Here is an 11429-nt window from a genome sequence, read left to right on the forward strand (position 1 = left end):
CGGCGGCGCCGAGCGGGTCGACCTCGCTGGCGAGGACGTCGCCCAGGCGTCGGCCCGGGCCGGAGAGCGGCTTGAGCCGGGCGGCGTCCCAGCGCCGGTAGGCGGGCGACGGGCCGATGCGCACGGCGAACGCGCCCGAGCGGCGCAGGTGTTCGAGGAGGGGGTCGAGCCAGCCGTCGACGTCGGGGTCGTTCCAGTCGGCGACGGGCCCCTCGGGAAGGTACGCGAAGTACTTGCGGGTGCCGGGGAACTGCCGCAGCAGCACCAGGGCGACTCCGGTCAGCGCGCCCGCCTCCGGATCCGGCCCCCAGCCGAGGAGTTGGGAACGCCAGCCCTCCTTGACGTCGGCCCAGGACGGGCACTGGAGGAAGCCCGCGCCGAGGGCCGCGCCGTCGGGGGTCGCGAGGAAGGCGCGGTAGGTCTCGGCGGTGATGGGGCGCAACGTCACGCCCCGGTCCCGGGCTTGGCACACACGGCTGGGCGGCACGAGCAGCGCTGACACAGTCTGAGCCTCTCCTTCTCCCCGGACCTGTCGCGGGGACACAGCAGATGCTCACAGCGGCCCATGACCGCTCCGCACGGTGAATGTGACCGGACCATGACCATTCCTCACCAGTCGCCGTCACATTGCTCCATAGCCGCTGACCTCGGGTTTTCCGGCTCTACAGTCACGACATCGCCGAAATCGCCGACTCCGTTCCATCCTTCTCGGAGGTCCTGTTGCCCCGCATACGCGCACTCGCCCACGCCCGTGTCCGGGCCGCCGTCGTGGCCGCCCTGCTGACGCCGCTCGCCGCCTGTTCGTCGGGCGCAGGCCCGGGCGGCTCCGACGCCAAGGGGGCGTCGGGCGCCGCCGACCGCCCGGTCACGGTCACCGTCACGCCGAAGGGGACGAAGGTCGCGGCGGGCCGGCCCGTGACGGTCACGGCCTCGGGCGGCCGGCTCACCTCGGTGACCGTCACCGACGCCGAGGGCCACCGGCTCGCCGGCCGGACCGCCGCCGACGGCCGGTCCTGGGTGTCCGACCGCAAGGCCGTGCCCGGCGCCGCGTACACGGTGACGGCGGCGACCCGCAGCGACGGCGGCGCCGCCAAGAGCACCCGGTCCTCCTTCACCACGGCCGAGGCGGGCAAGGTCAACAAGGTCGACTGGCGACCGGGCGCCGGCGCGACCGTCGGCGTCGCCCAGCCCATCTCGCTGGTCTTCGACCACCCGGTGAAGAACCGCGCCGAGGTCGAGAAGCTGCTGAAGGTCACTGCCTCGAACGGCACCACCGGCTCCTGGGGCTGGATACGCGACTGGTCGGGCGGGGACCGGGTGGACTGGCGGCCCCGGACGTACTTCAAGCCGGGCACGAAGATCACGCTGAACGCGCAGCTGAACGGCACCGACTCCGGCCCGGACGGCGGCTGGTTCGTGCGCGACTACACGACCGTCTTCACCGTCGGGGCCCGGCAGATCGTCAAGGTCGACCTCGACAGCCATCAGCTCACCCTCGAGCGCGACGGCGAGACGGTGCGGCGCATACCGGTCTCCGGCGGAACGCCCGGCGGCGACAAGCGCTCCTGGCACGGCACCGCGGTGCTCATGGCCAAGGAGGGCACGATCAACATGAACTCCGAGACGGTGGGCCTCGGCAACGCCTACGACAAGATGGTCGACTACTCGATGCGGCTGACCTGGTCGGGCATGTACGCGCACGCCGCACCGTGGAACGCCCGCTACTTCGGCTCCGTCAACCACAGTTCCGGCTGCATAGGGATGAGCGACGCGAACGCGGCCTGGCTGTACGGGCAGGTGCGGCCGGGCGACCCGTTCGAGATCAGCGGCAAGGAGACCAAGGGCGTGGTCGCTCCCGGCAACGGCTTCGGCATGTGGAACCTCTCGTGGGCCGAGTGGCAGCAGAAGAGCGCACTGCGCTGAGACGCGACCCTCAGCGCGGCCCGAAGCCCCCGCCCGCGCGGCCCACGCGACTCACGCGGCCCATACGGCCCGCGCGCAGCGCGGTGTGGACGGCCCAGCCCGCCGCCGCGCCCACCGCGTACCAGAGCAGGTCGGGGGCGTTGAAGGTGGAGCCGAGCACGAGGCGGGCGAGGGCGCTGCGCCGGGAGAGGTCCGCCGGCACGGAGCTGAGCTGGAGGAACTCCACGGCCCAGCTGGCGGCCAGCGCGCTCGCGGCGGCCGTCCGGGGCGTCGCCCGGGGGGAGACCGCGACGACGAGCGTGAGCAGCAGCACGGTGTAGAGCGCGTCCCCGCCGTACTTGGCCGCGTCCCCCGCCGCCACGGCCCTGAGCCCCAGTCCCGCGCCGACGGTCGCCACGGCGGCGCCGGCTGCCGCCAGCCTGGTCCGCAACGGGTCGGCGGCGGCGCCGCGGGTCTCGGGGATGCCGGTCACAGGGCCCCATACTGCCCGACGGCCGTGCGGTCGTCAGGCCGCCTGCGGGACCGGGACCTCGAAGCGGGGCGCCGGGACCGCGGGCAGGGTCCGCTTCGCCAGGGCGGCGAGGGTGGCGCCGGGACCGACGTCCAGGAACGCCGTGGTGTGCAGCTCCTCGTGCAGGACGTGCAGGGTGTCCGCCCAACGGACCGGGCCGACCAGCTGCCGGGCGCACAGGTCGCGCCAGTGGTCGCCGCCCCGGTGCGCCCGGGCGTCGACGTTGGCCACCACGGGGAGCGTGCCGGGCGCGAAGCGCGTCCGTTCCAGGGCGTTGCGCAGTGGCGTGCCGGCCGGCTCCATGTAGGGGCTGTGGCAGGCGGCGGCGACCGGCAGGACGGCGTAGCGCAGACCCGCGGCGGCCGCACGGGCGGCGGCGGCCGTCACGGCCGCGCGGCTGCCGGCGACCACGGTCTGCCGGGGGCTGTTGTGGTTGGCCACCCACAGCTCGGCGCCGTCCCGGCGGGCCTCCTCCACCAGGGCCGTGACCTGCTCGGGGCCGCCGCCCATCACGGCGGCCATCGCTCCGGGCCGCTGCCGGGCCGCCTGGGCCATGGCCCGGCCCCGCTCGCCGACCAGCCAGGCGCCGTCGGCCGGCGTCAGCACCCCGGCGGCCACGAGCGCCGAGTACTCCCCGAGGCTGTGCCCGGCGACGGCGGCCACGTGCGCGGACGGATCGTGCCGGCGGAACTCCGACCAGGCCAGCAGGGACGCGGTGAACACCGAGATCTGGGCGTGGTCGGTGCGGGACAGGGTGTCCTGGTCCGCCGTCAGCAGCAGCTCGGCGACGTCGAACCCGCTGGCCCGGGAGACGGTCTCGACCAGTTCCCAGGACGGCGTGGCCCGCCACGGCTCGCCCATGCCCGGGCGCTGCACGCCCTGGCCGGGGAAAAGGACGGCGTACCGCGGCTCGGCGGTGGATCCGTGAACGTGCGCGACCATGATCTGCCCTCTCGATGTTCCGACAACGGTCGAAAGACATCGTCGGGTGTCGCCGCTCAAGCGCCGGAGGGTGTTTTCCTCATGCCCCGGTCTGCCCTTCGCTCAAGGCACGGAAAAGAATTCGGCGGCTGTTTCAGGGCTTGAGTCAGGCATTGTCCGTGACCCCGAACCCTTCTTTCGGGCGGCCTCGGTCCAGAGGCGTCCGGATGGGAGGACAAGGCATGACGACCCTGGTCGAGAACCCCGTGGCGCCCAGCCAGGCGCCGCCTGCCGCGCCGGAACCCGAGCGGCCCGACAGCATGCACGTGCGGGTCGAGGAGCTGCGGCGACTGCGTGCGGAGGTGCAGGCGGGTCCCGGACAGCGGGCCACCGAGGCGCAGCACGCGAGAGGCAAGCTCACCGCCCGCGAGCGCATCGGACTGCTGCTGGACGAGGGCACGTTCACCGAGCTGGAGCCGCTGCGCCGGCATCGCGCGACCGGCTTCGGCCTGGAGCGCCGTCGGCCGCACACCGACGGCGTGGTCACCGGCTGGGGCGCCGTCGAGGGCCGTCAGGTCTTCGTCTACGCGCACGACTTCCGCATCTTCGGCGGCGCGCTCGGCGAGTCCCACGCGGCGAAGATCCACAAGCTGATGGACCTCGCGGAGGCGTCCGGCGCCCCGCTGGTGAGCCTCTGCGACGGTGCGGGCGCCCGCATCCAGGAAGGGGTGACCGCGCTCGCCGGGTACGGCGGCATCTTCAGCCGCAACGCCCGTTCGTCGGGCGTCATCCCGCAGATCAGCGTGATCCTCGGCCCGTGCGCGGGAGGCGCGGCCTACTCGCCGGCGCTCACCGACTTCACGTTCATGGTCCGGGGCGTGGCCCAGATGTTCATCACCGGGCCGGACGTCGTGCGGGCGGTCACCGGCGAGCAGGTGAGCATGGACGAACTGGGCGGCGCCGACGTGCACGCGTCGGTGTCGGGGGTGGCCGCGTTCGCGTACGACGACGAGGCGAGCTGCCTGGAGGACGTGCGCTACCTGCTGTCGTACCTGCCGTCCAACAACCGGCAGTGCGCGCCCGTGCTGCCCTGCGACGACCCGGCGGACCGGCGCACCGACCGGCTCGCCGGCGTCGTCCCCGCCGACCCCTCGCGCGGCTACGACGTACGGGAGGTCATCGAGGAGGTCGTCGACCACGGCGAGTACTTCGAGACGCACCCGACCTGGGCGCCCAACGTCGTGTGCGCCCTGTCGCGGATCGACGGGCATGTGGTGGGCGTCGTCGCCAACCAGCCCCTGGCGAGCGCCGGGGTGCTGGACATCAGGGCCAGCGAGAAGGCCGCGCGGTTCGTCTCGCTGTGCGACGCCTTCAACATCCCGCTGATCACCATGCTGGACGTGCCCGGCTTCCTGCCCGGCGTGGACCAGGAGCACAACGGGATCATCCGGCACGGCGCGAAGCTGCTGTACGCGTACTGCAACGCCACCGTCCCCCGCATCCAGCTGATCCTGCGCAAGGCGTACGGCGGCGCCTACATCGTCATGGACTCGCGGTCGGTCGGCGCGGACCTGTCGTTCGCGTGGCCGGCCAACGAGGTGGCGGTGATGGGCGCCGAGGGCGCCGCGAACGTCGTCTTCCGCCGACAGATCGCCGACGCCGACGACCCCGCGGCGATGCGGGCGCGGATGGTCGAGGAGTACCGGGCCGAGCTGATGCACCCGTACTACGCGGCCGAACGCGGCCTGGTCGACGACGTCGTCGAGCCGGGCGAGACCCGTGCGGTGCTGGCCCGTTCACTGGCCATGCTGCGGACCAAGCACCGGGCGCTGCCGCAGCGCAAGCACGGGATCACCCCGCTGTGAGCGCCGCGTCCGGCGTGCCGTCGCCGGCCGACGCGCTGCGCGAGGCCGCCTTCCGCGTCGTCCGCGGCGATCCTGACGCCGACGAACTGGCCGCGCTGGCCTGCGTGCTGACCGTGCTGCGGGCGCGCGCCGAGAGCAGCGCCGGCGAGCCGGCCGGGCCGACAGCCGACCGCGCGAACTGGGACCGGGCCGGAAACGGTTACCGGGGCCCGCTCGCCTGGGTGGGCGGACCGCAGGCATCCGAACCCGCCCTTTGAGTCCGCTTTTAGTGAGCGCTTTGCCACCCCCCTCGACAATGAAATCACGCGAGAGAAAAGGGAATCGACCCCCACTCGCGCCGCATCAGGAGGACGAAGGAAATGACCCCTGAAGAAAAGAAGACCTGCCTGCCGGGTGCCGCCAACCTCGAATTCATGCGCACCGTGGACCGTTCTCTGCTGCACCGCTGGGCACTTTCCGAGGTGTTTCTCACCGACGCCCGCAAAACCGGTGAGGAGGAATATCTCGCGGCCGCCCAACTGCCCCCGCTGCACGCCTACTACACGGAGCACACCTCGCGGCTGGGCGCCCCCGACCCGATGCTGCTGCTGGAGTGCTGCCGGCAGGCCGAGACCTACGGCGGCCACGAGTACGCCGGGGTCTCGCGCAGCAGCAAGTTCCTGCTGCGGTCCTGGTCGATGGAGCTGCCGGGGCTGCTGACCCTGCCGCAGCAGGAAAGGCCGGGCGAGCTGCGCATCTCGGTGCGCACGAGCAACCGCCGCGGCACCCCGGGAGACGTGCGCCGGCTGTCCTTCGGCGTCGACATGAAACTGGCCCAGCGCTGCCTCGGCTTCGTGCGCATGGACGTCGGCTACATCCCGTCCGAGGTGTACGAGACGGTCCGTCTGCAGGGCCGCGGCCGGCCCCTGACGCCGTTCCAGGACCTGCCCCGGCAGACCGCGTACGTCGCCCCGCACCTGGTGGGCCGCAGCGACCCGGCGAACGTCGTCCTGAGCTCCGTCACCGTGGGCAGCGACAACGCCTCCGCGTCCGTGCGGGTCCCGCTGGACAACCGCAGCATGTTCGACCACGGCCAGGACCACGTGCCCGGCATGGTGCTCATGGAGGCCGCCCGCCAACTGTGCCTGCTCGGCGTGTCCGACCTGTGGGGCGCCTCGGTCAGCCGCAGCACCGTCGCCGGCTTCGAGTTCTCCTTCACCCGGTACGCCGAGCTGGACGTGCCCACGACGGTGCACATCCGCAAGACCGAGCCGTACGCGCACGAGGACAACCTCAGCCTGATGCTGCCGGACCTGCGGACCTTCCACATCGACTTCGAGCAGGACGGCGACGTCATCGCCTCCGGGCGGATGCACACCACCACGGCCTCGACGGGCGTCCCGCTGCTCGACGGCGAGGAGTGCGCATGACCCCCGACGACCACCGCGACGGCGCCCCCGCCGACGGCCGCGACGGCATCTGGCTCGCGCCCGCCGAGTGGCTGCCGCCCACCGCTCACAAGACGGCGGACGCGCTGGCCGCCGGCCGGGTCACCGCCGAGGAGGCGGACGCCATGGGGTACGGGCAGCTGCCCGTCTCCCCCGACCTGTCCGCCCCGCGGATGGCGGTGCGCGCCGCCCGGCTCGCCCTGGCCCGGGCCGCGGTCCCCGCCGGTGACCTCTCCGCCGTCCTGCACGCCTGGACGTACTACCAGGGCCACGACTTCTGGTCGCCGGCCCACTACGTGGCCGCCGGGATCGGCGCCCTGGACGCCGTCCCGACCGGCGTCCAGCAGATGTGCAACGGCGCGGCCGCCGCCCTGCGCACCGCGGTGCACCAGCTCACGGCACGGCCCGGCGACGGACCGGTCCTGGTGACCACCGCCGACCGCTTCACACCGCCGGGCTTCGACCGCTGGGGCGGCGACTACGGCGTCTGGTACGGCGACGGCGCCACCGCGGCCGTCGTCGGCGCCGGGTCCGCACCGAGCGGAGCGCTCTCCCTGCGCGCCCTGTGCACACGGGCTGCGCCGGAGCTGGAGAGCGCCCACCGGGACACCGACGGCTTCCACCCGGCGCCGCACACCCGCGGTCCGGCCGTGGACGTCCGCCGGACCAAGAAGGCGTTCCTCGCCGAGCAGGGCAAGCCGCGCTTCCTCGACCGGCTGCGCCGGGAGACCACGGCGGTCCTGGCCGCCGCGCTGGCCGAGGCGGGCGTCGGAGGCGGCGGCGGCGAGCGGCTGAGCACCGTGCTGCTGCCGCGGCTCGGCAGGGCCACCGCCCGGGACGTGTACGGCCCCGCCGTCGCCGAGGTCACCGACGCCCCGCCGGCCGACCTGGGCGAGTACACCGGCCATCTGGGCGCCGGCGACCTGCTGTCGAACCTGGCCGCGCTGGCCGCGGACAGCGGCCCGCACCGCCTCGAACGCGGCGCGTACGCGGCCGTGTTGAGCGCCGGCGCCGGCTTCACCTGGAGCGCCGCCGTGGTGCGGCGGACCTGACCCGGCGGACTTCCCCCGCCCCCTTCCCCGCTGAACTTCTTCGAAAGGACTGTCATGGCGTTCCCCCAGCGCGAGGACCCCGGTGAGCGGCGTCCCGTCCTCGTCGTGGGCGCCGGCCCCGTGGGACTGGTGCTCGCCGCCGAACTGCTCGCGCAGGGCGTCGCGGTCCGGCTGGTCGACCACTCGGCCGCCGGCCCCGCCCAGCACTCCCGGGCCAGCGTCGTCTGGCCGCGCAGCCTGGAACTCCTCGGCCGCATCGGCGCCTCCGAGCCGCTGATCGAGCTGGGCAACCGGCTGGACTCGGTGCAGTACTACTCCGACAAGCGGCGCCTCGGCGCCATCGAGATGAGCCGGCTCACGGACACCCCGTACCCCTTCGGCGTCGTCGTCCCGCAGGACACCACGGAGGAGGTGATCCGCACCCGGCTGGCCGCGTACGGCGGCGAGATCGAGTCCGGCTCCCTCACCGGGCTCGACGCCTCGGGGCCCCGGCCGGTCGCGGAGGTGCGGCGGGCCGACGGGCGCACCGAGCTGATCGAGGCGGAGTACGTGATCGGCGCGGACGGCGCGCACAGCGCGGTGCGCCGCTTCGCCGGGATCGAGCTGCTGGGCGCCGGCGACGACGTGCTGTTCGCGATCGGCGACGGCCCGGTGGCCGGCGACCTGGACCAGCACGCGCTGGTGTACTGCTACTCCCGCTCCGGCGCCCTGGGGATCGCCCCCTTCGGCGACGGCCAGTACCGGCTCGCCATCAGCGTGCCGGACTGGCGGGGGGAGCAGGGGCCGCCGCCGGAGCTGTTCCAGCGGTTCCTCGACGAGCGTTCCCCGCGGCCCGGCGTCGTCGGCGAGCTCGACTGGTCGACCATCTTCCGGGCCCGGCGCCGGGTCGCCGAGACCATGCGCGCGGGCCGGGTCTTCCTCGCGGGCGACGCCGCCCACGTGTTCAGCGCGGCCGGCGCGCAGGGCATGAACACCGGCATCCAGGACGCCGTCAACCTCGCCTGGAAACTGGCCGGCGTGGTCCGGGGGGCCTTCGAACCGGGCATCCTCGACACCTACGACAGCGACCGCCGGCTGGCCGCGGAGCGCATCGTGCTGACCACCGCCAAGCAGACCGGCTGGGGGCTGTTCAAGCGTCGCCATGAGCTCGCCCTGCGCGACGTCACCGTACGGCTGGCGCACCGGACCGGGGTGCTGCAGCGCTTCGGCGGCCCGCTGATGGCGCAGCACGACGTCAGCTACCGGCCCGCCGAGTCCCTGCGCGACACGCTGCCGGGACTGACCCGCAGGATCCGCGTCGGCGACCGGCTGCCGGCGTTCGCCGCGCACGACGAGCCCCAGCCCGGCGCCGAACGCTGGCCCTCGATCGACCCGGCCCGTCTCACGCTGCTGCTCTGGGCCGGCGACCGTCAGGACTCCGCCTGGCTGGCCGCCCGTGCGTCCGTCTCGGCGGCCGTCCCCGAGGGCGTTCCGGTCCGGGACGTCTCCGCCTGGCCGGGCTTCGCCCCCCTGCTCGGCGCCGCCCCGAGGGCCCTCGTGGTCCGCCCCGACGGCCATGTGGCGGCGATCGTCCCGCCCGAGGCGACAGCGGTGCGCACGGCACTGCGCAGGGCGGGAAGCAGCTTCCGGGCGATGGACGGCGTCCGGGCGGGGAGCGGCTTGCGGACGGGCGGCGCCCCTGAGGCGGCCGCCGGGGGCAGGCCCACCCCCCAGGGCGCGGCGGTCGACGTCACGGCGGAGGCGGGGGCGGTCCCGCAGTCTCCGGCCGCCCGGCTCACGGCCCTGGCGGCGCACGCCGACCGCACGGGCGGTCACGAGCCGGGGGAGCTGGCCTCATGAGCCGCGTCGCGGTCCTGTGCGGTCTCGGCGGCGCCCTGCCGACGACGGCCGTCTCCAACGAGGAGCTGGCGGAGCAGCTCGACACCTCCGACCGCTGGATCCGCACCCGGACCGGGATCGGCCGCCGTCATGTCGTCGCCCCGGGCGAGGCCACCTCCGACCTCGCGGTGGCGGCCGGCCGGGACGCGCTCGCCTCGGCCCGCCGGACCGGTGGCGAGGACGCGGCCGGCGTGGACCTGGTGGTGCTGGCCACCAGCACGCCGGACCGGCCGTGCCCGGCCACCGCACCGGACGTCGCCCACCGGCTCGGCCTCGGGACGGCGCCCGCGTTCGACGTGTCGGCGGTGTGCACCGGGTTCGTGTACGCGCTCGCCGCCGCCTCCTCCATGATCATCGCGGGCCTCGCCGAACGGGCCCTGGTGATCGGCGCGGACGCCTTCTCGACGATCCTCGACCCGGCCGACCGCACCACGCGGGCCATCTTCGGCGACGGGGCCGGGGCCGTGGTCCTGCGGGCGGGCGAGGCGGGCGAGCCGGGCGCGCTGCTCGGCTTCGACCTCGGCAGCGACGGCTCGGGCGCCGACCTGATCACCGTGCGCGCCGGAGGCTCGCGGCAGCGCTCCACGCCCGGACCCCCCGGCGACGGGGACACCTTCTTCACCATGGACGGCCGCCCGGTGTTCACCCGGGCCGTGCTGGACATGAGCCGGTCCTCGCAGACCCTCCTCGACCGGGTCGGCTGGACGCCCGCCGAGGTGGACAAGGTCGTGGCGCACCAGGCCAACATCCGCATCCTCAACGCCGTGGGCGAGCAACTCGGCCTGGAGGAGAAGCAGATCGTGGCCAACCTCGACCGGGTCGGCAACACCGTGGCCGCCTCGATCCCGCTCGCGCTGCGCGACGCCGCCGCCGACGGCGAGCTGCGGCCCGGCCACCGCGTGCTCCTCACCGGGTTCGGCGGCGGCCTCACCTGGGGCTCGACCGCGCTGGTCTGGCCGGCCCTGGAACCCGGCTGACCCCACCCGGCGGCGCCGAGACACACCGGGCCCGCCGACACCGTCCGCCCCACCCCACAGCCCCACAGCCCCACAGCCCCACAGCCCCAACGGCGCCGACATCACCGACATCACCGACATCACCGAGAAAAAAATCACGAGAGGAAACCACCATGAGCACTCCCGTCATCCAGGTCCAGGAGTCCCTCAAGCACCGCGTCTCCGTCCTGATCAGCGAGAAGTTCGGCCTCGACGAGGCGGAGCTGCTGTCCGGCGCCACCTTCGACGAGCTGGAGATCGACTCCCTGATCCTCGTGGAGCTGAGCCTGATCCTGCGCAAGGAGATGGGCATCGTCCTCCAGGAGGGCGAGCTGAAGTCGGCCTTCACCCTGGACGAGGCCGTCAACGTGATCCGCGCGAAGGCGGATCAGGCATGAGCGGCGTGGCCCGGGGCCGCGGCGTCGCGGTCACCGGCATGGGCCTGATCACGCCGGCCGGCATCGGGGTGGCGGAGAACTGGCGGCGCGTGCTGTCCGGCGTCTCCGCCGGGGCCACCGACCCCGAGCTGAAGGGCGAGAAGGTCGACATCTCGTGCCGCGTTCCCGGCTTCGACCCGACGGCCGAGCTGGGCCGGCGCACCGCCTGGAAGCTGGACCGCTTCACCCAGCTCGCCGTGGTCGGCGCCCGGCAGGCGGTCGCCGACTCCGGTCTGGACACCGGGTCCTGGGACTGCACCCGGGTCGGCGTGGTCATCGGCAACTCGCTGGGCGGCGCGGCCACCCTGGAGAAGCAGCTGCGCATCAACGCACGATGTCGGTACAGAGCCGGTACACAAGCGACGTCACAGGACGCCCGCGAGGTTCACCCCACGCGCGCCGCAGGTCACTCCCCGTTTG

At 74.0% G+C, this 11429-nt stretch carries 12 protein-coding genes; 9 read left to right on the top strand and 3 right to left on the bottom strand.

The genetic code is table 11. The features are described from left to right. Window positions 1-502, bottom strand: a 502-nt coding sequence (locus ABT300_RS36040; protein WP_351685062.1) for a peptidoglycan bridge formation glycyltransferase FemA/FemB family protein, incomplete at its 3' end; no start/stop codon positions are given. Between the two features lie 218 nt (window positions 503-720). Here ABT300_RS36040 and ABT300_RS36045 point away from each other — a divergent pair. Then, a complete protein-coding gene (locus ABT300_RS36045; RefSeq protein WP_351685065.1) occupies window positions 721-1923 on the top strand; it encodes a L,D-transpeptidase in 1203 nt (400 codons plus the stop codon). A gap of 10 nt (window positions 1924-1933) precedes the next feature. Here ABT300_RS36045 and ABT300_RS36050 read toward each other — a convergent pair whose 3' ends face one another. Both ABT300_RS36050 and ABT300_RS36055 read right to left on the bottom strand, forming a co-directional pair. Beyond that, window positions 1934-2395 carry a DUF2809 domain-containing protein gene (locus ABT300_RS36050; RefSeq protein WP_351685068.1) on the bottom strand — a complete coding sequence of 154 codons (462 nt, stop codon included), beginning with the start codon at window positions 2393-2395 and terminating at the stop codon, window positions 1934-1936. A gap of 33 nt (window positions 2396-2428) precedes the next feature. Beyond that, a complete protein-coding gene (locus ABT300_RS36055; protein ID WP_351685070.1) occupies window positions 2429-3376 on the bottom strand; it encodes an ACP S-malonyltransferase in 948 nt (315 codons plus the stop codon). Window positions 3377-3597: 221 nt separating this feature from the next. Between ABT300_RS36055 and ABT300_RS36060 the strand changes: the two genes are divergently transcribed. From ABT300_RS36060 to ABT300_RS36095, 8 genes are all read left to right on the top strand, one after another. Beyond that, window positions 3598-5220 carry an acyl-CoA carboxylase subunit beta gene (locus tag ABT300_RS36060; protein WP_351685072.1) on the top strand — a complete coding sequence of 541 codons (1623 nt, stop codon included), beginning with the start codon at window positions 3598-3600 and terminating at the stop codon, window positions 5218-5220. Further along, a complete protein-coding gene (locus ABT300_RS36065; protein WP_351685075.1) occupies window positions 5217-5477 on the top strand; it encodes an acyl-CoA carboxylase subunit epsilon in 261 nt (86 codons plus the stop codon). Before ABT300_RS36060 ends, ABT300_RS36065 begins: the two co-directional genes overlap by 4 nt. Window positions 5478-5579: 102 nt before the next feature. Further along, window positions 5580-6629 (top strand): AfsA-related hotdog domain-containing protein, encoded by a 1050-nt coding sequence (locus tag ABT300_RS36070; RefSeq protein WP_351685077.1) that lies wholly within the window; start codon window positions 5580-5582, stop codon window positions 6627-6629. Beyond that, the gene (locus ABT300_RS36075; protein ID WP_351685080.1) at window positions 6626-7699 is read left to right on the top strand and encodes a beta-ketoacyl-[acyl-carrier-protein] synthase family protein; all 1074 of its coding nucleotides are present in this window, start codon (window positions 6626-6628) and stop codon (window positions 7697-7699) included. The genes ABT300_RS36070 and ABT300_RS36075 overlap by 4 nt, the downstream gene beginning before the upstream one ends. Window positions 7700-7753: 54 nt before the next feature. Continuing rightward, window positions 7754-9538 (top strand): FAD-dependent monooxygenase, encoded by a 1785-nt coding sequence (locus ABT300_RS36080; RefSeq protein WP_351685082.1) that lies wholly within the window; start codon window positions 7754-7756, stop codon window positions 9536-9538. Further along, on the top strand, window positions 9535-10554 hold the full coding sequence (locus tag ABT300_RS36085; protein WP_351685085.1) for a beta-ketoacyl-ACP synthase III: 1020 nt from the start codon (window positions 9535-9537) through the stop codon (window positions 10552-10554). The genes ABT300_RS36080 and ABT300_RS36085 overlap by 4 nt, the downstream gene beginning before the upstream one ends. Window positions 10555-10706: 152 nt before the next feature. Continuing rightward, complete coding sequence (locus tag ABT300_RS36090) at window positions 10707-10970, top strand: acyl carrier protein (RefSeq protein ID WP_319275895.1); 264 nt, start codon at window positions 10707-10709, stop codon at window positions 10968-10970. Beyond that, window positions 10967-11429, top strand: a 463-nt coding sequence (locus ABT300_RS36095) for a beta-ketoacyl synthase N-terminal-like domain-containing protein (RefSeq protein WP_351685088.1), incomplete at its 3' end; no start/stop codon positions are given. The genes ABT300_RS36090 and ABT300_RS36095, both read left to right, overlap by 4 nt.

This window comes from Streptomyces sp. NPDC001027 (assembly GCF_040299045.1).
Classification (GTDB): Bacteria; Actinomycetota; Actinomycetes; order Streptomycetales; family Streptomycetaceae; genus Streptomyces.

Excerpts from the sequence above, each read along its gene's own strand:
- ABT300_RS36055 (WP_351685070.1), bottom strand. The coding sequence starts at position 3,376 with ATGGTCGCGCACGTTCACGGATCCACCGCCGAGCCGCGGTACGCCGTC.
- ABT300_RS36060 (WP_351685072.1), top strand. The coding sequence starts at position 3,598 with ATGACGACCCTGGTCGAGAACCCCGTGGCGCCCAGCCAGGCGCCGCCT.
- ABT300_RS36070 (WP_351685077.1), top strand. The coding sequence starts at position 5,580 with ATGACCCCTGAAGAAAAGAAGACCTGCCTGCCGGGTGCCGCCAACCTC.
- ABT300_RS36075 (WP_351685080.1), top strand. The coding sequence starts at position 6,626 with ATGACCCCCGACGACCACCGCGACGGCGCCCCCGCCGACGGCCGCGAC.
- ABT300_RS36080 (WP_351685082.1), top strand. The coding sequence starts at position 7,754 with ATGGCGTTCCCCCAGCGCGAGGACCCCGGTGAGCGGCGTCCCGTCCTC.
- ABT300_RS36085 (WP_351685085.1), top strand. The coding sequence starts at position 9,535 with ATGAGCCGCGTCGCGGTCCTGTGCGGTCTCGGCGGCGCCCTGCCGACG.
- ABT300_RS36090 (WP_319275895.1), top strand. The coding sequence starts at position 10,707 with ATGAGCACTCCCGTCATCCAGGTCCAGGAGTCCCTCAAGCACCGCGTC.